At 46.6% G+C, this 24,929-nt stretch carries 25 protein-coding genes and 1 tRNA gene; 13 read left to right on the forward strand and 13 right to left on the reverse strand.

The features are described 5' to 3' along the window. From ACQY8X_RS13365 to flgA, 8 genes are all read right to left on the reverse strand, one after another. The coding region (locus ACQY8X_RS13365; protein WP_428035636.1) for a TRAP transporter large permease at positions 1-1,238 on the reverse strand (1,238 nt) is incomplete at its 3' end. Continuing rightward, positions 1,232-1,729 carry a TRAP transporter small permease gene (locus tag ACQY8X_RS13370; RefSeq protein WP_428035637.1) on the reverse strand — a complete coding sequence of 166 codons (498 nt, stop codon included), beginning with the start codon at positions 1,727-1,729 and terminating at the stop codon, positions 1,232-1,234. The genes ACQY8X_RS13370 and ACQY8X_RS13365, both read right to left, overlap by 7 nt. A gap of 104 nt (positions 1,730-1,833) precedes the next feature. Further along, positions 1,834-2,853, reverse strand: coding sequence for a hypothetical protein (locus ACQY8X_RS13375; protein WP_428035638.1), 1,020 nt, complete (start codon positions 2,851-2,853; stop codon positions 1,834-1,836). 28 nt (positions 2,854-2,881) lie between these two features. Continuing rightward, entirely contained in the window at positions 2,882-3,688 is an 807-nt protein-coding gene (locus ACQY8X_RS13380; protein ID WP_428035639.1) for a hypothetical protein, read from the reverse strand. Positions 3,689-4,788: 1,100 nt separating this feature from the next. Beyond that, positions 4,789-4,864 (reverse strand) — tRNA-Arg (locus ACQY8X_RS13385). Between the two features lie 59 nt (positions 4,865-4,923). After that, entirely contained in the window at positions 4,924-5,412 is a 489-nt protein-coding gene (locus tag ACQY8X_RS13390; RefSeq protein WP_428035640.1) for a flagella synthesis protein FlgN, read from the reverse strand. Positions 5,413-5,419: 7 nt separating this feature from the next. Continuing rightward, a complete protein-coding gene (gene flgM / locus ACQY8X_RS13395) occupies positions 5,420-5,734 on the reverse strand; it encodes a flagellar biosynthesis anti-sigma factor FlgM (RefSeq protein WP_428035641.1) in 315 nt (104 codons plus the stop codon). A gap of 120 nt (positions 5,735-5,854) precedes the next feature. Beyond that, positions 5,855-6,487 (reverse strand): flagellar basal body P-ring formation chaperone FlgA, encoded by a 633-nt coding sequence (gene flgA, locus ACQY8X_RS13400; RefSeq protein WP_428035642.1) that lies wholly within the window; start codon positions 6,485-6,487, stop codon positions 5,855-5,857. Between the two features lie 55 nt (positions 6,488-6,542). Here flgA and ACQY8X_RS13405 point away from each other — a divergent pair, with 55 nt between their 5' ends. The 13 genes from ACQY8X_RS13405 to flgL all read left to right on the forward strand — a co-directional run bounded on the left by ACQY8X_RS13405 (position 6,543) and on the right by flgL (position 20,413). Next, on the forward strand, positions 6,543-7,562 hold the full coding sequence (locus tag ACQY8X_RS13405) for a chemotaxis protein CheV (RefSeq protein ID WP_428035643.1): 1,020 nt from the start codon (positions 6,543-6,545) through the stop codon (positions 7,560-7,562). 49 nt (positions 7,563-7,611) lie between these two features. After that, a complete protein-coding gene (locus ACQY8X_RS13410) occupies positions 7,612-8,433 on the forward strand; it encodes a CheR family methyltransferase (protein WP_428035666.1) in 822 nt (273 codons plus the stop codon). Positions 8,434-8,781: 348 nt separating this feature from the next. Beyond that, a complete protein-coding gene (gene flgB / locus ACQY8X_RS13415; protein ID WP_428035644.1) occupies positions 8,782-9,186 on the forward strand; it encodes a flagellar basal body rod protein FlgB in 405 nt (134 codons plus the stop codon). Between the two features lie 2 nt (positions 9,187-9,188). Beyond that, a complete protein-coding gene (gene flgC / locus ACQY8X_RS13420; protein WP_428035645.1) occupies positions 9,189-9,623 on the forward strand; it encodes a flagellar basal body rod protein FlgC in 435 nt (144 codons plus the stop codon). Between the two features lie 41 nt (positions 9,624-9,664). After that, positions 9,665-10,339 (forward strand): flagellar hook assembly protein FlgD, encoded by a 675-nt coding sequence (locus ACQY8X_RS13425; protein ID WP_428035646.1) that lies wholly within the window; start codon positions 9,665-9,667, stop codon positions 10,337-10,339. Between the two features lie 14 nt (positions 10,340-10,353). Next, entirely contained in the window at positions 10,354-12,282 is a 1,929-nt protein-coding gene (locus tag ACQY8X_RS13430) for a flagellar hook protein FlgE (protein WP_428035647.1), read from the forward strand. A gap of 162 nt (positions 12,283-12,444) precedes the next feature. Then, positions 12,445-13,188 (forward strand): flagellar basal-body rod protein FlgF, encoded by a 744-nt coding sequence (gene flgF / locus ACQY8X_RS13435; protein WP_428035648.1) that lies wholly within the window; start codon positions 12,445-12,447, stop codon positions 13,186-13,188. Positions 13,189-13,224: 36 nt separating this feature from the next. Then, positions 13,225-14,010: a flagellar basal-body rod protein FlgG gene (flgG, locus tag ACQY8X_RS13440; protein WP_428035649.1), complete on the forward strand. Its 786-nt coding sequence runs from the start codon at positions 13,225-13,227 to the stop codon at positions 14,008-14,010. 22 nt (positions 14,011-14,032) lie between these two features. Further along, positions 14,033-14,707: a flagellar basal body L-ring protein FlgH gene (gene flgH, locus ACQY8X_RS13445; RefSeq protein ID WP_428035650.1), complete on the forward strand. Its 675-nt coding sequence runs from the start codon at positions 14,033-14,035 to the stop codon at positions 14,705-14,707. 19 nt (positions 14,708-14,726) lie between these two features. Further along, positions 14,727-15,821, forward strand: coding sequence for a flagellar basal body P-ring protein FlgI (locus tag ACQY8X_RS13450; protein WP_428035651.1), 1,095 nt, complete (start codon positions 14,727-14,729; stop codon positions 15,819-15,821). A gap of 5 nt (positions 15,822-15,826) precedes the next feature. Then, entirely contained in the window at positions 15,827-16,954 is a 1,128-nt protein-coding gene (gene flgJ, locus ACQY8X_RS13455; protein WP_428035652.1) for a flagellar assembly peptidoglycan hydrolase FlgJ, read from the forward strand. Between the two features lie 84 nt (positions 16,955-17,038). After that, on the forward strand, positions 17,039-19,162 hold the full coding sequence (gene flgK / locus ACQY8X_RS13460; protein WP_428035653.1) for a flagellar hook-associated protein FlgK: 2,124 nt from the start codon (positions 17,039-17,041) through the stop codon (positions 19,160-19,162). Positions 19,163-19,183: 21 nt separating this feature from the next. After that, complete coding sequence (gene flgL, locus ACQY8X_RS13465) at positions 19,184-20,413, forward strand: flagellar hook-associated protein FlgL (protein WP_428035654.1); 1,230 nt, start codon at positions 19,184-19,186, stop codon at positions 20,411-20,413. A gap of 86 nt (positions 20,414-20,499) precedes the next feature. On the opposite strand, the gene ACQY8X_RS13470 is transcribed toward flgL, so the two are convergent. From ACQY8X_RS13470 to ACQY8X_RS13490, 5 genes are all read right to left on the reverse strand, one after another. Then, positions 20,500-20,856, reverse strand: coding sequence for a hypothetical protein (locus ACQY8X_RS13470; protein WP_428035655.1), 357 nt, complete (start codon positions 20,854-20,856; stop codon positions 20,500-20,502). A gap of 2 nt (positions 20,857-20,858) precedes the next feature. Continuing rightward, positions 20,859-21,272, reverse strand: a complete 414-nt coding sequence (fliS, locus tag ACQY8X_RS13475; RefSeq protein ID WP_428035656.1) for a flagellar export chaperone FliS — start codon at positions 21,270-21,272, stop codon at positions 20,859-20,861. Positions 21,273-21,331: 59 nt separating this feature from the next. Beyond that, positions 21,332-22,738, reverse strand: a complete 1,407-nt coding sequence (gene fliD, locus ACQY8X_RS13480) for a flagellar filament capping protein FliD (protein WP_428035657.1) — start codon at positions 22,736-22,738, stop codon at positions 21,332-21,334. Positions 22,739-22,790: 52 nt separating this feature from the next. Continuing rightward, positions 22,791-23,171, reverse strand: coding sequence for a flagellar protein FlaG (locus ACQY8X_RS13485; protein WP_428035658.1), 381 nt, complete (start codon positions 23,169-23,171; stop codon positions 22,791-22,793). A 90-nt stretch (positions 23,172-23,261) separates the two neighbouring features. Further along, positions 23,262-24,695 carry a flagellin gene (locus ACQY8X_RS13490; RefSeq protein WP_428035659.1) on the reverse strand — a complete coding sequence of 478 codons (1,434 nt, stop codon included), beginning with the start codon at positions 24,693-24,695 and terminating at the stop codon, positions 23,262-23,264. Positions 24,696-24,929: the final 234 nt, after the last annotated feature.

Consider the following 24,929-nt stretch of genomic DNA (forward strand, 5'->3'; position numbering starts at 1 on the left):
ATAATGGCGAACAGGTTTGCAATCATAAATGGCATCGTGCCAATAAATATATTCTTTAACGGTATGTCACGGAATGCTGTAGACACCGTGAAAACATTGATACCGACGGGTGGGGAAAGCATTCCAATCTCAACCATCATCACTACAAAAACACCAAACCAGATAAGATCCACATTATAAGAGAGCATTATTGGAATCAAAACGGGTACGGTTAATATCATGACGCCAATGGTTTCCATCACTGCACCAAGAAATAAGTACATAATAATTAGCGCAAAGAATAATCCGTAGAAGCCGAAACCAAAGCCATCGATATATCCTACTAACTCTTTAGCAACTCCGGTCATATTCATGAAGTTGCCAAAAACTACGGCTCCAATGATTACCATGAAAAGTTTTGAAGTGGTTTTTGCCGCATCAATCATTGATTCAATGAACGTATTGAAAGTCAGTTTTCGTTTAAAGGTTGCAATCAAAAAAGCGCCAAACGCACCAATGCCCGCGGCTTCTGTTACAGTAAAAACTCCACCATACATTCCGCCCATAGTGACAGTAAACAGAAGCATAAACGGAAATAGGACTCTGAAGCTTCCAGAGTCAGCTACGTCATTTTTAACATCCTTTGATGGAAAATAACTGGGCTTTAATACTGACAACAGAATGATTGTTATTGAAAAAAGAGAAGCGACAAGAAGACCCGGGCCTATCGCAGCCTTAAAAAGCAATAGAATATCCTGGTCAGAGACCATCCCATAAATAATGAGGGGAACGCTTGGCGGTATAAGCATTCCAAGAACACCAGCAGATGCCACACAACCTGAAGACAGCGTATCGCTATAGCCAAGTCTTCGCATCGGAGGGATAGCAATTTTACTCATGGTTGCAGCGGTGGCAATAGAGCTTCCTGTCAGCATACCAAACATTGCACAGGAGCCCACGGTTGCCTGGGCTAAACTACCTCTGAAATTCCCTAATAGCCGGTTAGCTAAGCTATATAGCTCATCCGCAATTTCTGAACGGTGAATAAAAACGCCCATCAGGATAAACATAGGCAGTACAGAAAGGCCATAATTAGCAGATGAGTCATAAAGAGTCTGCCCCGTCATGAATATTGAAGCATCAAAACCCCTGATTGAGGCGAAGCCAACAAATCCGGCAATCAGCATTGAGAGTCCAAGAGGAATGCCAATAAAAGACATGAAGAGAACTGCCAGCATGCCATAAAGTGCTATTAACATTCGCCACCGCCCACTGAGTCATATTTATTTAAGTAAAATAGAAGCCCCTTCAAAAAAACAGAAGCCGCTGAAAGTAACGAAAAAAAGCTCATAAAGAAACAAAGGTAACCTAACGGTAAACCTCTGAATAAAGTGGATGTCCCATTAGAGTAATATGTGAGACCTTGCTTATACATAACATATGAAATTAAAATGAAAGACAGTAGTACTGCAAAGTCTACAAATAAGTATCTAACGATATAAAGGAATTTATTGTTAATAGATTCCATTAATGTGACGGAAATGTGCTCTTTGTTATATGTAACCATAGGTAATGTTGAAAAAACGGCCATAGCCATAAAATACTGAATGACTTCTGAAGAACCAAGGATAGGGCTGTTAAAAACATATCGTGCAAAGACATCGATGAATGTAAAAAGAGTAATAACCAATAACGGTGTAATAGATATTATCTTCAAAAGAATTAAAATTCTTGTTATTACATGATTCATAGTAGCTCAACCTGAACTATTTTATTATTAGTCATTAATTGAAAGCTAAGTCAAATAGTTAATTAAAGCCTATTAAAAAAATTAATAGGCTTTAATCATAAAACTTAATTTTCAGAAAGGGCGATGCTGGTATAATATGCCAAAGCAGCTTTACCATCGACACCCATTTTATTTGCACCCTCTATCCATTCAGCCTGAAGCTCATCACTGTGAATAGAAACCTCTTTTTCGAGATCGCTATTCATTTTGTTGAACTTCACACCATTGGATAAAGCAACTTCTTTTGCTTCCTGGGCTTTTTGGTCATAGAGAAATAATCTGGAAGCAAACTCTTCACCTGCATGCTTTTCAATTATGTCCTGATCTTCCTTGCTGATAGAGTTCCACACATCTTTATTCATGATAATTGTAAAAGCCGGCGCGGATATTCCACCAGGCACTTCCGTAACTGTCTTTATAAACTGCATTGTTTTAAAGGTCAGTGCATCAGAAAGAGCATACCCTGAAAAGAAATCGACAGCTCCGCTGGATATCACTTCATATGAACGAACTGCAGGCTGAGCAATGACCCCGGAACCTAATAGATTCAGCATCTTAGCGGGAGAACCGGGCAGTGCGAATGAACGTTTTCCGGCTACATCATCAACGCTGACAACGTCACCTTTCAAACCATAAATACCGATCGCTGGATTAGCTACTATTGTGGATAAAATCTTTACGTCCTTTAACTCATCCGTCTGTCGAAAGAACTTATTATATGTGCGCCACAAGGCTATAGAGCTCTTTCCAGCCGACTTATTGATAGCCGGAAGATGGGGTAAACTCAGTAGTTTTACTAGCTCAGGGTTTGTTGCATTCATCATATATCCTGCATCAAACACCCCATTTATGACCGCTGAGTACTGTTGAGCAGGCGCCGCCAGACTTGAGGTAGGGACATCGAAAGTGACCCGCCCCTCAGTAAGACTCTCAATCTCCTTGAGCCAGGGAAGAAGTATATCCTGATTGAAATAATGTTGATTGGGTATAAAACTGTTAAACGTTATATTTATCTTTTCTGCGCTGCTTACATGAAAAGATAGTATCATTAAAATGAGCGATGTGATTATCTTTATATTATTCATGCTATATAACCTTTAGGATATTTAAAAATCAGAAGTGGAAGTTTATTCCGTACATGAAAATGTGATTTGTATCGGCAGAGTAACCACCGTAATCTGATTGGTTTTTATACGTCAATGATGTGGAAATGTTTTGAGACATTCTCCAGTTCAAGGTTGCTGTAGCTAAGTAGCCTATGGAGTCCTTCTCAAGCCCATCCCATGTTAAAGCTGAGCCAGCGAACGATTGCTCCTTGTAACGATCATTAGGAAGGAAAGCTTCGGTATATGCAATGAATTGTAGTTTTTGATTTTTATAAACAAATGGCTTGAAGTATTGGGCAGAAAAAGCGCCTCCGGCATAGCCATTCAGTGACTGACCCCAGGGGTTTTTCCCCATTACATGATGAAGACCCGCATTCACCTGCCACAAGCCGCTTTTTGGATTACCACCATGCACACCCACCCCATAGTAGAAGTTATCTTCTACAATCACCTCATTTGCATTGTAGTAATTTTGAAGCCATAAATGAAATTTTGTATCACTGATATTATAGTTGAGCCTGGCCCAGTGCTTCAGCGTAGTGACGCCATCTATTCCCTGTTGGTTTTTATCAGTTTTAAAAGGGTTGTCAAACTCCAGGAACTGTGTGACATTTCCCCAGTCATTAATGTTAACATTGGTCCATTTAACAAAGCTATAGTCGAATTTGTTCTTGCTGCTGTCTAATGTATCAGAGGTATGGCTAGCATGCCCTATGCCAATGCTATTTAATGATGTTCCAGCTTCTGCTGGTATGGACGAAAATAAAGCCAGACATGAAACACTTAAAAAAACGGATTTTTTATAATCAAACATAATGACTCCTGGATTTAAAGTTATTGCAAACTAAGAAAATTAAAAGCCAGAAAATAGTTATTAAAAGATATATAAATAGCGTTGGTTTCAACCATTAAGTCACTTATTAGTTGAGCCTGGTTATTTATCGTCTGTTAATAAAATACTATTGCCTTCCTTCTTTTAGTTATTTTCAGGGAGTGATAACAAACGATTCACCCCCAATAGTCGAATTAGCAGCCAATCCATTTCTGCAAATACAGCATTTTTTAACGGCGATCTGAGACTAATTGAAAGGAGTTTTAGTCACCTTATCCTTCATTAGCTCAGCTACCACTGCTGAATTTTCCCTAAAAGCCAGCTAGTCCCTGACTTTTATCTGAACAATTAAAGGTCTTTGCTTAAATAAAGTATCTAAATAGCAACAGCACCTGATGAGAGATAAGATAAAGAAGGCAATGATTCATATCAATTATGTTTTTCACTAGGTGAAAACATCGGAAAAGCAGCGAAAACCGCGATTAAGTTTCCAGGTGAGTTCTAACTTCTTTATACCGACTAACGGCTCTTGCGGTACTGCTGTTTTCAGGTTTTTGGCCGGCAGGTAGTCCATGCAGATAACTGAAGACAACGGGTAAATTCGATAAAGATCCCTATACTTCTGGCATGATCAATTCAGATCGGGTACTGCATAAAGCAGACGTTTTTAAAGGGGAGAGTGGCGTTTCAGGATTCGATCCAGTGCAAATGTCAGAAGTTACAGGAGGGGCGTTTTTCTATCCTGGCGATTACAAGTATCAGTCCTATGTGCATACAGTTGACCGAGCCGGTCTGCTGATTGTAGACGCTTTACCAATTAGATCTGTCATTTGAACATAAAGAGGCCCAGCTGAGTATCGTGCTATAAAGCTGAGCAAAGTAACCTACAGCCAGATATAGCTACAGTCTATTTAGAAACAATAGTCGTTCATCAAGCTGTAGAGATAGGCTATGTTTAGATTGATGTGCGTTTCACGTGTTTGGATTGTTTGAAAGCGGAGGCAAACAGATGAATTTTTTTACGGGTGACCGGGAATTAACGATGTGTCTATGAGGTTGGTAATAACAGCTGAATGGATGTATGGCCTCCCCGAAGGGACTCGAACCCCTATCTAAGCCTTAGGAGGGCCCTATTCTATCCGGTTGAACTACGGGGAGGCAGTGGCAGGGATTCTACTTGTTCTGGCGTCTGAGGTCACGGGTAAATCGGAAAAAATTCAGGCTTTTCCCAGGCTATTCTGAGCAGCGTAATTACCTTTGCCGCCGCTCTGATTGTAAAGGGTGTTTTTCTGGTTCTGTCCTCTGATGATACTCATCAGTTGTTCCAGATTGCGGCTATTGCGGGTGATGATAATCTCGTTGCGCTTATTCTTGTCATTTACCTGACGCAGAACCTGTTCCAGCTGTGTCCAGTGCGCAGTAAATGAGCTCGCGTCAGTTGCGCTTAACTGAGCCTGAAAGCTTTGTAACCCCGCTTTATCTGGGGTGATGCCTGCCGAGATAAAGAGCTGGTTGCGGGTCTGGTTGTTTTCTTCGAGTAATAGTAGCGTTGCGGTTTTTTTCTCGATCAACTCTTGTAACAAGCTGACATCACGTTGTTGCAGAGCAAGATATTCGGCATCAAGCAAGTCGTTCAGGGTTGTAAGAAAAGTAATGCCCTGAGTCGTCAGGGCATTTATTTGATCGAGTGGCGGCAGAGCGTTCACGGTGATATTAGTCCAGCATGCTTTCTAGCTGAAGCAGGCCGCGGGCAGTGCTCTCGTAGTTGATCTGGTAGCTACCGTTGTCGATGGCGGCTTTCAGTTCGGCAACCTTCTCTTCATTAATAGAGGTGCCTTCTTCGATTGCCTGGCCGACACTTTTCTGTACCGCCTGCGCCGCATCGCTGAGGTTTACACCTGATAATAATGTTGTTTGTGGCGTAGCAGAGTGCTGCGCTTTGCTCTCGCTCGCAGGCTGATCGCTTACCTTGGCACGAGAGTTAGCCGCCTGAGAAGAAGACGATAAACCCGTGATATCAATAACCATTTTCTGGTCCTCATACTGTTCTACACAGAGATATCGGCGCGTCGTTGTAAAACTTTAACGGTAATTGTAAAAAAATATGCCTCAAGTATAACAGTTCAGATATCGGCCTGCGAGGGGCTCTTATTGTGAACTGACAGAGATAACTCCCTGACTTTTAACATATCCGTGAACCTGTTTCCCTGAACGGCTGTTGATAACCGTTATCTGCTCCCCTAAGGCACCATCCTGTTCTGCAGTGCCTGTCATGCGTACCAGCATAACCCCTTTTTGGGCTTCGATATACACCATATCGCCTTTGCGTATGAGTAACTTCTTTTCTACCAGTGTTGGTGAGATTATCTGGTTTGAGGTGACTGCTCGTTTTATCTCCCTGCCGATCAGTTCCCCGGGATTGGTGAAGTAGGGTGATGTCAGGTTCTGGATATCAAACTCTTTAAGATAAATGTCGGAGTCACCCAAAATGGTGCCTTTGCTTAATGCTCTGCTCGTTACCACTACCGGTAGCCATTGCTCGATTGTGGCGGAGATGAAAATTGTCCATGAAGGCGCTTTGCAAACCGCTTTAACAGTAATGCGGGAAGCTCTGCCGGGTGCATGAATAAAGGATATGGGATGACCACAGGGGCGGTTTTCCAGTGCGTTTGCCAGAGGGGTTACCCTGACGACCGTGCGCGCCATCGGATTGATTATCTGGTATTGATGTATCAGGTATTGCTGAGCTTTTTGGGTAATAGAGTCCGAATCTGCAGCCAAAGTGCTCTTTACTGGCACGGCTAACATAGCTATAAGTGTGATAATTGTGGAGAATATGTTTTGTTTCACGCTTAATCCGGAAGTTCGCATTGCCACAGAAGATGGTAATGTTCAGGTAACGCTAAGTACAGAGAGCATCATGTCAGGTATAAACAGTACTGTAAACCAACGTACCAATATGGCGGGTCAGAACCGCCTGGAACTGCTTTTGTTCGGGCTGAATGATGACCAGGAGTATGGCATCAATGTATTCAAGGTCCGGGAGGTTCTGACCTGTCCGGAGTTGACCGGTATTCCGAAGCAGACAACCGCTTTGAAAGGTCTGGCTCATATTCGCGGAGAAACAATACCGGTGATTGACCTTTCCCAGGCGATCGGAGGTGAACCTGTTCCCGCCGCTGACCGGTTGGGATGCTTTTTGATCGTATCGGAGTATAACCGCCGGGTACTGGCGTTTCTGGTGCGTAATGTGGATCGGATTCTGCCTGCCAAATGGGATCAGGTGAGTCCGCCGCCGATAGAGACTAATGAGAAAAACTACCTGACAGCGGTGGTCCAACATGATGGCGGGTTGATTGAAATTCTGGATGTTGAGCAGGTGTTGGCTGATCTCATTCCTGTCAGCACCGACGTAAAAACAACAGTGGTGACTGAAAGCTTTAAAAAGAATGCGGCTCAGTACCATATATTGGTGGTTGATGATTCCAGTGTTGCCAGGACTCAGGTTAAGAAAGCGTTGGAAAATCTGAATATCAAGGTAACAACCGCGAACGATGGTAAAGCCGCACTGGATATGTTGACTCAGATGGCGGATAAAGATCAGCGGATGACCGAAATGTTTTTGATGGTGATCTCCGATATCGAAATGCCTCAAATGGATGGCTATACTCTGGTGAAGAAGATTCGTGAGGATATTCGACTAAAACCTTTATACGTAATGTTGCATAGTTCATTGAGCGGCCGCTTCAATCTGGCGATGGTCAAACGCGTAGGTGCCGATGCTTTTATTGGTAAGTTTAATCCGGATGAGTTAGCTGAAGCGGTGATTCAGCGAATAGAGTCAGTAGAGGGGTGATTAATACAATACGCAAGAGGATGGGGTTCTGAACGGTCAGAAAATAACAATTACGCAACAGGAGTTTGATCAGTTCTGCCAGTTTCTTGAACAGGCTTGCGGTATTCTGCTGGCTAAACATAAGCAGTATCTGGTTGAGAGCCGTTTAAGCAAAATTTTGATTGAGGGTCAGTTTGATTCATTGGGCAAACTGGTCGTTTCGCTGCAGCGTCCCGGTAATAGCCGCCTGAAAGAGCAGGTTATTAATGCAATGACTACCAATGAAACGCTTTGGTTTCGAGACATTCATCCTTACGAGATTCTCAAAGATAAGCTTTTGCCAGAGCTGGCAGAGAAATCATCTTCGCAACGATTGAAAATCTGGTCAGCAGCCTGCTCTACCGGTCAGGAACCTTACTCTATCAGTATGATCATTGATGAGTTTAAAGAGCTGAATCCCGGTGCCTTCAGAATGGGAGAGGAGATTATCGCTACCGATATTTCTACCCGGGTGCTGGATCAGGCGCGGATGGCTGAATATGAGATGCTGGCGCTGGGGCGGGGATTATCTCAGGACCGTCTGAAAAAATTCTTTGAACCGGGTAAGCAGGAGGCCTGGACTCTGCTGCCGAAGATCAAAAAACGGGTGGTTTTCAGAGAGCTGAATCTGTTAGGTGCTTATACCGGTATTGGCCCTTGTGATATCGTTTTTTGTCGGAATGTGCTGATCTATTTTTCCTCTGAACGGAAGCAGGATATTCTGCAAAAAATACATAAGACCCTGAAACCTGGTGGTTACCTGTTACTGGGAGCATCTGAATCAATTGGCGAACTGCATAAGCTGTTTGAGATGGTTCATTGTCGTCCCGGCATTATTTATCGGGCGAAATAAACACGCGCTTCAGGCGCGTTTTTATTTATTTGTCGCTCGAACGTCACCAAGAGTGTGACTTGCCTGTCGTTCGAAACAGAATAAAGCCTGCCGGGAAAGTGCAGGATCGTGATAACGCAACCCGCAACCTGAGTCATTCCTTCCCTACGTTGCCGTCCTCTGTTTCACCTTGCCGCTTTGCCGCTCTTCATTTTTCGTTGCCGCTTTGCCGCTATTTCCCGGATAAGAGTTGCCGTCTCTCCATGGTAAAAAATTCAACGTAATGTTTTAAAAGGATATTTTGGTATTGGTATCGGTCTTGCATTAACGTGGAAGGAGAACTGAAACCGGACACTTTGAGGCAAACCGATGGCAATCAGCTTTGACAACGCACTTGGAATTCATGAAAAGGCGGTCGGCCTGAGAATTCAGCGTGCTGAAATTCTGGCTAATAACATCGCTAACAGTGACACGCCGAATTACAAAGCCAGGGATATCGATTTTAAAAGTATTTTGCAGGGTGTTCAGCAGGATGGTCAGCAGCCGCTGCCGATGGCCCGTACCCGTGAAGGCCACAATAGTGGTTTGATCAACCCAGAATTTGCCGCAGAGTTGATGTATCGGACGCCCAGTCAGCCCAGTGTTGATGGCAATACGGTGGATGTTCAGGAAGAGATGGCCCGTTATACCAAGAATGCGGTTGATTATCAGGCGTCATTTCAGTTTCTGAATAAGAAGTTTAAAGGTCTAAGTAACGCGATTAGGGGTGAGTAAGCATGTCTCTGGGTAATGTTTTTGATATTGCGGGTTCGGCGATGAGTGCGCAAACCGTGCGCCTGAATACCACTGCCAGCAATATGGCTAATGCCGAGAGTGTCAGTAGCAGTGCCGGTGAAACCTATCGCGCCCGTAAGCCAGTATTTGAGCTGAAGCAGGTCGAGAACCTGCAACCTGGCAGTCTGCCAATGGGTGTGCAGGCAGGTCAGGGAGTAAATATCTCAGGGATAGTCGAAAGTGATGCACCCTTGCGTCAGGAATATAACCCGGATCATCCGATGGCGGATGAGAATGGTTATGTCTACTACCCGAATGTGAATGTTGTAGAAGAGATGGCGGATATGATCTCGGCGTCACGCTCTTTTCAGATCAATGCTGAGATCATGAATACAGCAAAACAGATGATGCAGAAGGCTCTGACGCTGGGCCAGTAAGCTCCGGTGATGCGATGAAAGCCTGATGTGAGGTATATGTTATGAGTGTTAACGACGTTTCGGGAACGCAATCGGTCTACGACAAGATCAATGCGCAGAATCAGAGTAATTCCACATCGACACAGGGCAGTGGCAACGCTGACAGTGAGATGTTTATGAAACTGATGATTGCACAGTTGCAAAATCAGGACCCTACCAGCCCTGCTGAAACCAGCGAGTTTATGCAGCAGATCGCCAGTATGAGTACGGTGGAAAATATCGCCAAGCTGAATACGACCATGGAAAACATGTCGGCTTCCCTGCTCTCAAGTCAGGCGGCTCTGCAGGCGTCTTCCATGATTGGTCAGGATGTCTATGCCAAGACCGATGTGGCAAAAGTAGGTGAATCAGGTGAGATCAGAGGGGTGGTTGAACTGCCTGTGAGCACCGAGAACCTGCGGGTTTCTATCTATGACAGCGCTAATAATCTTATTGATGAGGTTGAGATGGGCAGTCAGGGAAGCGGAGACCACTATTTTGTGTGGAATGCCGGTGATCGTCCTCCAGGGGAGTATCGGGTTGTCGCTGAAGCGCAGGTTGATGGGAATTATAAAACGGCTAGCAGCTTTATTGCTTATAACGTCAATAGCGTCACGCTGGGGCAAAATGGTATCGGTATGAAGGTTAATACCGATGCTGGCTCGGTCGACTTCAGTGATGTCAAACGAATTGGGTAAATCGGAGAAGAATCATGGCGGGTTTTAATACTGCGATAACAGGGCTTAAGGCGGCAACAACTAATCTGGATGTAACCGGTAACAATATCGCGAACTCCAGTACTATTGGTTTTAAGGCCTCACGTACCGAGTTTGGAGATATTTATGCAACCGCGGTTGTTGGAGCCGGTTCCAGTAATGTCGCCGGTTCTGGTGTGACCGTAACGGATATAGCGCAGAACTTTCAGGCAGGTACCACCGAGTTTACCAATAACAACCTGGATCTGGCGATTAATGGCTCCGGTTTCTTCCAGCTGGATGATGGACAGGGCGGTGTAACCTATACCCGTGCTGGTGCATTTGAGCTGAATAAAGATGGCTTTGTGGTCTCTAAGTCGGGTAAATATCTGCAGGGTTACGGCCTGGATTCACAGGGTAACCGTCTGCCTATCGGAAATCTGGCGGTTGACCAGAAGGAAAGCCCTCCCCAGGCAACAAACAATATTGGTTTGTCGTTTAACATTAATGATGCAGCAGATCCCACGCTGTTAAGTACGCCTTATGATAAGGATGTGCCTTCCTCGTTCACCTACAGTACGACGGTGCGAACCTTTGACAGCCTGGGTAATGAAAACACGGTTAAATACAATATCGTTGAGCAGCGTCCGGTTCGTGATGTTTATACGGTAGATGTATCAACACAGCCGCTGCCTCCTACCGTAACAATCAGTGGTGTTAGTGTGGCTTTTGATGCTGCTGGTAATCCTGATCCGGTTCAACTGGATACTCTGAAAAGCACAGATAAGCGTATCGATACAACGACCCTTGTTTACGATTCGGCAGATGGGACTATCAGTTTTGAGACCTTCGCTAAATACAGTGGCTATGGCGATATGCTGATCAATGATGCGGGGGGGCTGGATATTACGCCCGAGCCGACTGAACGTGACGCAAACGAGAACTACTCCTATACCTTAGCAGTGCCTGCGGCTGATACAACCCTGACAATTGGTGGGGTTCCGATTGAAATTGCTACCAGTCCGACGGTGCCAACACTAAATGATATTGCTGACCAGATCCGTGCAAGAGAGACCGATATTAAGGATCGAAACCCCAACGTGGAGTCGGTGACGGTTGTGGATGAAGCGGGAGAGTTCCGACTGGATATCCGTTTTAAAGCGGACTACGGCAACATCGGCTCAGAATTCAGTGTGTCAGAGACCGGTGGAACTGTTTTGACGGCGGTTCCAGAGCGTACCTATGAAGGCGATAACAGTTATCGTGGGCAGTATCAGATGTTCGCCTACCTTAACGGTACTGAACTGCTGGATATCGGTAAAAGTGTGGATCCGGGTGAGTCAGGTTTTGCGATTAAACCGCAGGATACTCTGAGTGAAGTAGGTTCTGTGATGTTGGGTTTTGATCCTACGACTGGTTTCCTGAACAGTGTCAATGGAACGACCTTTTCTCGCGGCGCTACCGCACCTCAGTTAACCATTAAGGGTGCTGATCCGGCGAATACGGAGACTTTGATAAATCTGGATCTGTCCAATAGTACACAGTTTGCGTCCGCATCAATTGTTAAAGCATCTTCCCAGGATGGTTACACCAAAGGTGACCTTATTGGGGTGAGCTTTGCTGAAACCGGTGAGATGGTTGCTGCCTTCTCCAATGGCCAGAAGCAGAACCTCGGTGTGGTTGCTTTTGCAACCTTCGAGAATCAGTCAGGCCTGCAACCGGCGGGTGATACCGAATGGGGTGCAACACTGACTTCCGGTAATGCGGTGCTTAACCCACCGGGAACTGGTTTGAACGGTAGCCTGCGCTCTGCCGCGCTGGAACAATCAAACGTTGATCTGTCCACTGAGCTGGTACGACTGATCGAGGCTCAGCGTAACTTCCAGGCGAACTCGAAAACACTGGAAACCCTGAATACGGTGACTCAGGCTATTCTGCAGATCTGATTATGGTTTGATACATTATTTTCAAAAGGCGACTTCGGTCGCCTTTTTTATGTCCCTTATAAAGGTTGGCACAGCCATTGCATTTTACAGGGTAGTGAATTTTTAACCCTAAAGCGGCAATGTCTGACCGTTTTAGCGTGTGAACGGCAAACGGGGAATCCAATGGATAAAGTGTTGTATCTGGCCATGAGCGGCGCGCGGGAAAATATGCGCTCTCAACAGGCCCATGCGAACAACCTTGCGAATGCGACCACGACGGGGTTTAAAGCTGACTTTGCCCAGGCTCGGGCGATGCAGGTTGAGGGGGATGGCTATGCCTCACGGGTGTATGCCATGGCCGAGCGTCCCGGAACTGATATGTCCAGTGGCACCATGATGCAGACGGGCCGCTCGATGGATGTAGCGATTGATGGAGATGGCTGGATGGCGGTCATCGATGCGAATGGTAATGAAGCCTATACCCGTCAGGGGGAGTTGCAGATAAACCAGTTTAATCAGCTGGTGACCCGCTCTGGTGATCTGGTGATGGGTAATGGTGGCATTCCGATTACCCTGCCGCCCTTTGAAAAGCTTGATATTGGTGGCGATGGCACTATCACCATCAGACCTGCGGGTGAAGCCGCAACAGAGCTGGCAATTCTTGACCAGATTAAGCTGGTTAACCCTGAACCCGGGCAGTTGTTCAAAGGGGTCGATGGCATGATGCATAGCGGCAATAATCAGCCGCTGTTGCCGGCCAATGAAGTAAAAATACGTTCCGGGTTTCTTGAATCGAGTAATGTGAACTCTATCTCTGAGTTGACATCGGTGATTGATCTGGCCCGACAGTTTGAGATGCATGTAAAGATGATGAAGACGGCTGAAGATAACTCTTCAGCCGCAGCGCGCATCTTGTCGCTGCAATAACAGAATTATGATGAATAACACAGGTGGAGAATAAGTATGCATGGCGCCCTATTTGTTGCCAAAACGGGTCTGAGTGCGCAGGACACCTCGCTGAAGATTATTTCCAACAACCTGGCAAACGTCAGTACGGTTGGGTTTAAGAAGGATCGGGCTGTTTTTGAAGATCTGATGTATCAGATTCAGCGTCAGCCAGGTGCGCAGACCGCGGAAGAGTCGCAACTGCCTTCAGGGTTACAGTTGGGATCCGGGGTGCGGGTTGCCGGAACGCAGAAACTGTTTCAGGAGGGCGAGCTACAGAACACTGGCGAGTCGTTTGATATCTCCATTGAGGGGCGGGGCTTCTGGCAGGTTACTCTGCCGAATGGTGATACCGGTTATACCCGTCACGGGCAGTTTCAACTCAACGCCGACAACGAAATTGTTAATGCAGAAGGTTATCTGCTGGATCCGGGCCTGACGTTGCCAACCGGGGTGCAGTCAATGACGGTGAGTGTTGATGGTATTGTCAGTGTGGTGGTTCAGGGCGATGTCAACCCACAGCAGATTGGGCAGCTGCAGCTGGCGGACTTTGCTAACCCGCAGGGGCTGCAATCCTATGGTCAGAATCTGTATCTCGAAACGGCGGCCAGTGGTAACGCTGTGTTGTCCAATCCGGGTGAGGGTGGCACCGGCCAGTTGCGTCAGGGGATGCTGGAAGGTTCTAACGTGAATGCGGTAGAGGAGTTGGTGAATATGATCACCACCCAGCGGGCCTATGAGATGAATTCCAAAGTGATCTCAACTGCAGATCAGATGTTGTCCTACGTGACGCAGAATCTGTAAGTCTGAGTTGAGGAGGTAAGCGATGAAACAGCTGCTACTATTATTGACTGCAACCCTGATGTTGGGTGGTTGTGTCAGTACGCCGCCCAAGCCGGATAATCCTCATTTTGCCCCGGTACGTCCGCAGGCGATGCAGTCACCTCAGGAGGTGACCGGTTCAATCTTCAATGCTGCCACCAGTAACAGCCTTTATGGTGATGGCCGGGCGCATCGGGTTGGCGACATTATCACCGTTGTGCTGCAGGAAAGTACCTCCTCTTCAAAAAGCAATAAAACCACGGTGGATAAGTCGAATGCACAGACACTGGCATCGCCGACGATCATGGGTATTCAGCCAACGGTGTTTGGTAAACCTCTGAGTGTCAGCAGCGGAGATTCCAATACTAAGTTCGATGGTGAAGGTAAATCCGATATGAGTAACAGCCTGGATGGCAATATTACTGTAACGGTGCACGAGGTAATGCCTAACGGGCTGATGATCGTGAAGGGTGAGAAGTGGCTGACCCTGAATCAGGGGGATGAGTATATCCGTGTCAGTGGCATGATCCGGCCTCAGGATATCTCTGCCAGCAATACCGTGTACTCTACCCAACTGGCGGATGCCCGGATCACCTATAGTGGTTCCGGTGCTCTGAACGACTCCAACTCCATGGGTTGGCTATCGAAGTTCTTTATCGGTCCACTGTGGCCATTCTGAGCGGATCAAGCGGAGAAAAATGATGAAACGTTTCTGGATGATCGCTTTTACGGCAGTGCTGTTCAGCAGTACGGTCTATGCAGAAAGAATCAAAGACCTGACCTCGGTTGCCGGAGTGCGTAGCAACCAGTTAGTGGGCTATGGTCTGGTAGTGGGGCTGGATGGTACCGGAGACAAAACGTCGTTCACATCGGCGACTTTTCGTAACATGTTGAATAACTTTGGCGTGGCGATTCCGCCAAATATCGATCCAAAGTCAAAAAATATTGCAGCGGTGGCCGTACATGCCGATCTGCCCCCCTTTGCCAAACCCGGCCAGACAATTGACGTAACGGTCTCCACGATTGGTGATGCGAAAAGTTTGCGGGGCGGCAGCCTGATTATGGCCCCGCTAAAAGGGGCTGATGGACAGGTTTATGCCATCGCCCAGGGCAACCTGGTGGTTTCCGGTTTTGGTGTGCAGGGGTCGGATGGCTCCCGCTTGTCGTTGAATGTTCCCAGTGTTGGGCGTATTCCTGGTGGGGCATCGGTGGAACGTACAGTACCCAATTCCTTTTCTCAGGGTGACAGTCTGGTGCTAAACCTGAATTATGCAGACTTTACCACCGCCCGGCGGGTGGCAGAACAGATCAATAGCCTGCTTGGGCCCGATATGGCAAAGGCGATGGATGCGACCTCTATTCGGGTATCCGCGCCCCGTGATCCGAATCAGCGGGTCTCTTTTCTCTCTGTGTTAGAAAATCTTGAGGTTCAGCCTGCCCAGGAAGTTGCGAAAGTAATCATTAATTCACGTACCGGCACCATTATTATTGGTCAGAATGTCAGGGTCTCTCCGGTGGCAATTACCCACGGAGGGATGACCGTAGCAATTACTGAAGACCTGAATGTAAACCAGCCTAATGCGCTGGCGGGAGGCGACACCGTTGTGACACCCCGCACTGGTATCGAAGTGGATGCAGGCAGTGGCCATATGTTTGAGTTTGCTCCCGGTGCCTCTTTGCAGGATATTGTTGAAGCGGTCAACCAGGTGGGTGCTGCGCCGGGGGATCTGATGGCTATTCTGGAAGCGTTGCGTCAAGCCGGTGCTCTTAAAGCCGAACTGATCGTGATCTGAGGTAGATGATGAAAACCGATCTGACTCAACATGCGCAGCTGTATACCGAACTGGGGGAGATGGACAAACTTCGTCAGCAGGCTAAGGATAAGGATCCGGCTGCGCTTAAGGCGGTTGCTGAACAGTTTGAACAGCTGTTTCTGAATATGCTGGTTAAAAGTATGCGTGAAGCCAATGCCAGTTTTGCGGAGGATAGCTATTTCAACAGTTCCCAGGTTGAGTTCTATCAGCAGATGGGTGATACCCAGCTGACCAAAGAGATAGCTGAAAATAAAGGCTTTGGTCTGGCTGAGATATTGGTGCGGCAACTGGGAGGCAATATCGATCCGCGGTTGGGGGATGATAAAGAGGAGAAGCGTCTCAAGCCTCTTTCGGAGTCGGAACGGATATTAAATCGCACGGTGGATAGTGCAGCCAGTATGGCCGCTTCAGCGATTCTGGGGCGGGCTCAGGCCAATACTCGTGCGCTTGAAAAGGCTCAGGAATCATCACAGATTCAGTCTCAGGTTCAATCTCAGCCGCAGACGGCAAAGGTTCCGACGAGTTCCGATAGCGTTAGTGCATCGGTTGCTGCTCAGAATATTCAGGCCGGGCAGACACCAGCTATGCCCCGTCAGCCATCGCGCTTTGATACCCCCGAGCAGTTTGTTGAAACGCTGTTACCGCTGGCTGAGAGTGTTGCCGCAGAGCTGGGTGTTGACCCTAAAGTGCTGTTAGCCCAGTCAGCATTGGAAACCGGTTGGGGACGCTATCTGGTTCAGCGCCCAGAAGGCGGCAGTAGTTATAACCTGTTCAACATTAAAGCAGATAGTCGCTGGTCAGGTGATAAAGCGCAGGTGGGAACCGTTGAATTTCGTGATGGCGTTGCCCAGAAAGAACGTGCGGCTTTCAGGGTTTACGATTCTTACGAGCAGAGCTTTCGCGATTATGCCGCTTTTTTGCAAAATAGCCCCCGCTATCAGCAGGCACTGGAGCAGGCGGGTGATCCATACCGTTACCTCAGCGGCTTACAGCAGGCGGGATATGCCACTGATCCTGAGTATGCTGAAAAGATCAGCAGGATTTTTGATGGGGATGTTCTGGCCGGTCTCAGCTCAGATTTGAGTGCCGGTTCAGGCACTAAAGAAAGTTAGTTTTTGGCCGTTATAGAGAGCAGTATCGAGGTGAAACCTGTCTGCTCCCTGCTTTGCCGATAGAGTGTTCCCGGGAGTTATTATATGTCCAGTTCCAGTTTATTAAATATAGGTATTCAGGCAGCTCAGGCTAACCAGGCTGCGCTGAGTACCATCGGTCAGAATATCAGTAACGTTAATACTGAGGGGTATACCCGTCAGACTGTGAACCTGGTGACCCGGCCCGAGTTGTCAGGGGTGTTTGTTAAGGATATTGAGCGGATTACCGATAAGTTTCTCACCCAGCAGGTGTGGACTGATACCTCCTCGTATAATCAGTCATCTTCCTATGCAAGCATGTCCAGCCGACTGGATGATCTGCTGGCCGCAGATACTCATAGTGTATCAACCGCACTGGATGACTATTTCAGTGCTTTGCAAAGCGTTGTGGATGACCCGACCTCTACCGCAAACCGCGAGCTTTTCGTGGCTCAGAGTGATGCGTTGGTTAAGCGGTTTAATAATCTGGATGCAAACTTTAAAAGTCAGGAAGACACCATTAATGCGCAGATGGATAGTTATGCCAGCCAGATCAGTACATTGGCAACTAACATTGCTGAGCTGAACGGAAAAATAAGTGTAGCAGCGGCGACCAATCGTTCGACTAATGACATGCTGGATCAGCGAGATGTGCTGACTAATCAGCTGTCTGCCATCGTCGGCGTCACTGTCGTTGATCAGAGTTCCGATCAGTACAGTATATTTATTGGCAATGGGCAGCCGCTGGTAATTGGGTCGACTGCAGAAAAAGTTATCTCTGTACTGGGGCCTGACAGCTCGCAAAAAGAGCTGGCACTGGTTAATAAGAATGAAACGGTCAATATCAATAGTGAAGTTAGTGGTGGCAAAGTAGGCGGTCTTGTTCAGTACAGAACTGAGGCACTGAATGACGCCCGGAATCAGTTGGGCCTGATCGCTATCGGTTTTGCTGAGAGTATGAATAAACAGCATAGTCTGGGTATTAACCTGAACAATGAGTTTGGTGCAAACCTGTTCACTGATATGAACAGTGATTTTCTGCAGCAAAAGCGTATTACTGCAAACAGCAATAACAAGTCGGAGTTGTCTTTACCTGCCCGCGTAGAGATTCAGCAAACCGATAAACTGCAGGCAAGCGAATATGAGCTGGTTGTAGGTGACAGTGGCCGGTTAACTTTGTACCGGAGCAGTGATGGTAAGCAGGTACGTATCGATCAGCTACAAAATGTCGATGACCCATCGGCACCGCTAACAACAGCAAATGGCGTTTCTGCCGTAGGTCAGAATCAGTTTTATCGGGACCCTGCCGGTAAGGTTTTATCCTTTGCGGTGGATGGTATGAAAGTCACTATTGATACCAGTACTAACCTGATTAAAGGTGACCGGTTTTTAATTCAGCCGGTTAGCTCCGGAGCAGAAGATCTGTCATCGTCGATTCATGATGGCCGGTTGCTGGCACTGGCATCGCCCATAAAGGTCAGCAGTAATATTAATAACCAGGGAACGGGTGTTGCAACGGCAAGGATGACTGATTCTAAAGCCGATGCTTTTGCTATTTCTGGAAAATTGTCACCGCCGATTGCGATAGTGTTTAACGATCCGGATCCAACCCTGCCTGGGGTGCTGGCATCAGCAATGACTTACACTGTCTATGATATGAGCGATCCGATTAATCCAGTGCCACTGCCTTGGGTAGATGAGAACGGTGATCCCATGGTGGATGAGAACGGTGTAGCCATGGTAGATGGGAGCGGTGCCCCCTTGACGCAGCGACCGTTTACTTCGGGAGGAGAGATTCAACTGGATGGTTATACGGTGACTATCGCTAATCAGCCTAAGACAGGTGATCGTTTCAGTTTTGACTTTAACCTGGATGGTGTATCGGATAACCGTAATGCTTTTGCTTTGAGTAATTTACAGCAAACCGCATTGTTTGATCGCGGTTCCTATCAGGATCTCTATGGCAGCCTGGTCGAAAAAGTGGGCACGCGTACGGCAACAGCGGTTATCTCTGAACAGGCTAATAAAGCGGTATTGGACACAACTTCTGCTGCTAAAGACAGTGTTTCAGGGGTTAACCTCGATGAAGAGGCGGCTAAACTGGTGCAGTTTCAACAGGCCTATCAGGCATCAGCTCAGCTGATCCGGGTATCGCAGACCATTTTTGATAGCTTGCTGCAAAGTCTTTAAGTAGCAGGAGAGGAGTAAATTATGCGCATTTCAACTGCTCAGATATTTAGTCGCAATACAGATAACATCAGCAATGCTAATAGCAGTCTGGTTAAAACGCAGCAGCAGTTATCCACGGGCAAGCGGATCCTTCAGCCATCTGATGATCCTGTGGCTACAGCACAATTGATTAAGCTGGATCAAGAGATTAATAAGACTGATAAGTATCAGGACAACATCGTTGTCTCCCGTCGTCGTTTGAGTCTGGAGGAGACGACGCTGGATGCAGTGAATACGGCGACTCTGAGAGTAAAAGAATTGGCAATTCGGGCGAATAGTGGTGCAGTCAACGATAATGATCGAACTCTGATTGCCAGTGAGCTGAAGGAGCTGGAGTCGCAACTGCTCGGTCTGCTCAATACGCAGGATGTTCAGGGAGAATATCTGTTTTCTGGTTACAAGGGGTTTGATGCCGCCTATAGTTATGATGGCGCAAGCGATAGTTATGTGTTCAACGGCGATGAGGGGAGGCGCTCTATCCAGGTCGGTCCTAACGCCACCATAGGGTCAACCGATTCCGGGTTTAATGTCTTCGAGAATGTAGACAGTCAGTTGGCACTCGCGCCAGCTGCAGGGAGTGCTTTTTCAGATCGAATTATTACCGATTTCGGTACTTTTGGTGAGTTTACTGATAGTCGTGGTCCAGCCACCATTACATTCGATACAGCTGCAGGCACTTATAGTGTCGCTGATAAAAATGGTGATCCGGTTTTCACTGGCAACCCGGCAACAGAGCTCACTGACATCAGTTATCAACAGGGAGATGTGATTGCGTTTGAAGGGGTTAGCCTGGTAATTGACAGCCCCGCCGACGGTGCCGTGACGCTCGAGACTGAAACCCCCCGTACTAATGTGCTTAATATGGTTCATCAGTTGAGTGCGGCACTGACTGGTATTGATACGGTTGGCGACCCTCAGGGGACTGATAAGCTTAATGAAGCGGTTAATCGTGCTTTGCTGCAGATCGATAGTATAGAGAATAAGAACATTCAGGTAAGGGGTAGTATTGGTGCCAGAATGAATACTCTGGATGCGCAGGAGGCAGTGAATGAGGAGTATAAGCTGTATACCAATGAAGCTCAGTCTTCACTCAGGGATCTGGATTATAATGAAGCGATAAGTCGGTTTACACTGCAGCAAACTACACTGAATGCAGCATATGCCAGTTTTGCCAAGATACAGAATCTGAGTTTGTTTAATTATATAAACTGATTCAGTTACCCTGTTCGGTAACAGATTTTTTCTTTAAAGAGCCCGATGATTCGGGCTTTTTAATGAGGGTCGGGTAGAGGTTAAGATTACAGATCCTGCGCTTGCTGGTAGGCTTTAATGCTACGGCCGACTTTCTTGCTTTGACTAGATTGGTCAAGCAGAGCCTGCCTTCGATGGCTGATTGCATTAATCAGCAATTGATGATTCTGCTGTAGTAAGGCTATTTTATCGTTTAGCTGTACCACGTCTTCAGCATTGAGTTGGGCAAAGGGTAACTGACGAATCGCGAGGTCTTGCTGCTTCACCAGAGCAGTGAGTGTTGTCTCATCTTCATCCGCTTTATTGGCCATGTGACTGAGCGCAGTGAAGATTTCTTGCTGCAGACGTTCTATCTCTGAGAATCCCTGCAACCATTCAAAGGCTGCAGGACTTAGTTCAGGCATGTTTATTTTTCTACCGGGCTCTGGGTGTTGTGGTGTTCAGCAGGGATCTTTTCCCAGGCAGACTTTATTTCCAGCAGTAGCTGAGTTACTTCATCCAGCTTATCGACAGATGACTCGATATTGGCTTTCATCAGCGTACTGGACATATAGATGTACAGGTTATCGAGATTCTGGGCGATCTCATTGCTCTCTGTATCTGCCAGTGATGCTTGCAAACCGCCGATAATTGAGATCGCTTTGCTCAGACTTGTGCCTTTCAGCTCAGTATCCTGGCGCTCAATGGCACCCTTAGCGGTAGCAATACTCGTAAGAACTCCATTCATCAGCATCAAAACTTGCTGGTGAGGAGTTGAATGCGCCAATGCAGAGTTAAGTCCAACCTTCTGATACTGCTGAGAAGCAAGGTTACGATTCATGAAAGATCCTTTAATATTGTTTCAATTGTCAGAAAAGAATGCTTAACAACTGAAAGAGATTATTTGTTAGTTTGGCGTACGACACCGGGTAAACTATCCAGAGCAGAAGTAAGCCAAGACCCGGTGGAGTTCAACTGTGCAACTAACAGGTCCATGGCGTTGAATTGTTTATATAGGCGAGCTTCAAGTTTTGCGCTGCGATAATCAATAGCAGTACGTTCTTCAGTTATAGCTTTCAACTTGTTATTGATGGAGTCTGTGCGACCATCAATTGTACCGCTTGTTTGAAGATAGTTTTCCAGAATAGCATCAACTTTATATGCGATCCCTTGAGTATCATCAGAAAATAGAGTGGCAACGCTTGAGTAGTCGTTTTCTAACGCGGTATCTAGTTCACCGGAGTTTAATTCAAGAGAGCCGTCACTGGTTGTGGTAATGCCGATTGATGCCAAGGAAGTATAGTTACTCTCAGTATTTTCTATTCTATTTGTCAGAGCATTTCGTATCTGACGTTCGATACTGTTAATCAGCGTATCGCCTAGCAGGGTACCTGCGGTTTTAGAGTCAGCGTTATAACTGGTTTGATCGTTAATCAATGCTATAAGTTCGTTGTAACCAGCAATAACTGAGTTGATCTGATTTTTTATGGTATTGTTATTTTCAGAGATTGAAATGGTAATGGGTTCGCCAATGTTGCTATCTTTCAGGGTTATAGTGGCGTTAGGAATAACATCATTAATGCTATTTGTTGCGCTGGTCATGGATTGACCATCAACACTGAAGATGGCATCTGCAGCGATTGCTACCTGATCGTAGAATGTTGCTACATCACCATTACCATCAGGGATGGCCGTACCTGAATTATAATCGTACTGGTCTAGATTTCCGCTGGTAGATGTGCCAGTAATCGTCAACTCGTTTTCAGCGCCTGTATCCTTAGCTGTGAATACCAGTCGGGAATTGCCATTTATATTGAGAATAGTTGCTGTAACACCGATATTATCCTCAGCGTTGTTAATCGCATCACGGACATTCTCAATGGTCATATTATTTGTGGCATCGAGGGTGACTGAAAAGCTTCCACCGGCATCAGCAAACTCAAGAGTACCTTCGCTAACAATATAGTCCTGTTGTGTCACCAGTTTTTGCGCTGAAGCCAGACTGGTTATTTCAAGCGAGTAGCTACCTGCCGCTGCATCATTTTGAGCACTAAAGCTGGCAATTGAATTGTCTGACGAGTCTGCTGTTCGGTTATTGTATGTCGAAGCATCTTTCAATCCGCTGAGTTTGGATTGAAATTCTGATAGAGCGCTTTTCAAAAGAGCAACAGCAGAGAGCTCTGCTTGAAGATTAACTTCTTTCTTTGCTAATCGGTTGAGAGCAGGTTCACTTTCAGCAGAAACCAAACTTGGTACAAGGGATTTGATATCAATGCCAGAACCGATGCCTGGTGATGAAATGGCCATAACTACCTCGTCTTACTATTCTCTTTTATCAAAGAGAGGTTGAGAAGGCGTATCAGGCCTTCTCGCTGAACAGCAGATTGTTCATCTGCTCAATATGTTTACTGATCTCGATAAAATCCTCAGAGGGAATCTGACGGACCAGCTCATCATTAGATTTATCAATGACCTTAATTATCGTTTTCCCTCCATCCTGGTCAACCGAAAAATTCAGTGTCCGTTGGAACTGTGTCATAAAGTCATTGATGGCGGCAACGGTTTCGTGGAGTGCTTCCACGCTCTGCTGAGATAAATCTGCCGGGTCAGGCCCTGCCGGCTTCTGAACAGTGGGTTGCTGTGGTTGCAGGGCTTGTTGTGTTTGCGCGGTAGTGGCCGACGAATCCACATTAGGCTTTGCAGTGGCCTGAGTGGAAGAGACCTGCATTTCGCTGGACATGATGTACCTCCTGGCTCAGATTACTCTTAATTTAAAATGGATTAACCAAAAAAGGGCGGGCTAAGCCCGCCCTTTTTCAGTGCTTTATACTTACTGTAGCAGAGACAGGACGCCCTGTGGCAAAGTATTTGCCTGAGCCAGCATCGCGGTACCTGCTTGTTGCAGAATCTGGTTTTTAGTCAGATTCGCAGTTTCAGCTGCAAAGTCAGCATCCTGGATCCGTGAACGCGCTGCGGATACGTTTTCAGAGACGCTTGTCAGGTTAGAGATGGTTGATTCAAAACGGTTCTGAATCGCACCCAAATCAGCTCGTGAGCTATCGATAGAAGCAAGAGCCGAATCTATACGGAGAATTGCTTCAGATGCACCGGTAAAGGTTGAAATGTTAATGTCATCAATACCATTAGTGTCTTTGGAAATACTGGTGGTTGTAAAACCAATGTCCGCTGCGGTCCCGCCAATAGTGACACTTTCCTGGCTGGAAAGGGTGATTTTGCCCCGCAGAGTACCACTGAAATCACCTGCGCCAGTGATGGAAGTGGATGCAGAGGTGCCGCCCTCGGTTACGACGATGTTGCTACCATCAGCAGCAGTTAGAATAAGGTCGTTACCAGATTTAGATGCGACAACACCAGTAGTGTCTTTATCCGCATTCACTGCAGTAATAACATCATCAATACTGACGGTCAGATCACCTGTAGCAAATGTTTTGTTCAGTACTTCAGTGCCATTCACAGAAAGAGTATAGGTTTCTGTGTCTGCGCCAGTAGCCGCTGTACCACCGGCAAGAGTTACAGTCCCTTTTGTTTCTGTAGATACTACCAAGCCTGAAATGTTGGCAGATTGAATAGCTTCAGCTTTAGCATATGCGGAATCAGCTCCCTGATAGGTTGCATTATTACCTACATAGTTTGCACTGCTACCTACTGCTACAGCAGTCCCTGTTCCAATTGCTAAGGTAATATCGGTTGCAGTGTTTGCAGTTACGACGTTCTGACTTTCCTGTTTAGCTACTGCGCCAATGTCGCTTGATCTTGCGCTGTTGATGCCAAAGCTAATTACTTGTCCTGCTTCGGCGCCAACCTGGAAGTTCTGGCTGTTAAAGCTACCGTTAAGTAGGGCTGTGCCGTTAAAAGAGGTGGTGTTTGCAATCCGATCAAGTTCTGACTGGAGCTGGCTAACCTCTTTCTGCAAGCTGGCACGGTCGGATGCAGTGTTGGTGGCGTTTGCAGATTGTACAGAAAGTTCACGCATCCGCTGCAGGATATTGGTAGATTCTGACATTGCCCCTTCAGCGGTTTGTGCCAGAGAGATGCCATCATTTGCGTTACGCACCGCCTGGTTAAGACCGTTGATCTGAGAGGTCATACGGTTTGATATAGCCAAGCCCGCCGCATCATCTTTAGCACTGTTAATACGCAGACCAGACGACAACCGCTCAAGTGATGTCTGTAGACTGTTCTGGGATTTGCTCAGGTTGTTCTGAGCATTGATTGAAGCGATGTTGGTATTGATAACTGCCATTTTCTCATCTCCTTAACCTGACCAGATTTTGTCCCCTGGCAGGTTATTTTGAGCTATCGAGGCAGCGGTGCTACCTCACATATAATTTCATTTCGTGTGAAGGTTAACGGCGCACTGTTTTGAAACTTTAGGTGGGCTTTAGAGAAAAAGTCGCAATTAATGGACATTTTTATTAAAGCCCTCGAAATACGGGGGCTATAGGTGAAAAATGTCATTACCCATTTTGTGTAATAT

The organism is Amphritea sp. (genome assembly GCF_050300915.1).
Taxonomy (GTDB): Bacteria; Pseudomonadota; Gammaproteobacteria; order Pseudomonadales; family Balneatricaceae; genus Amphritea.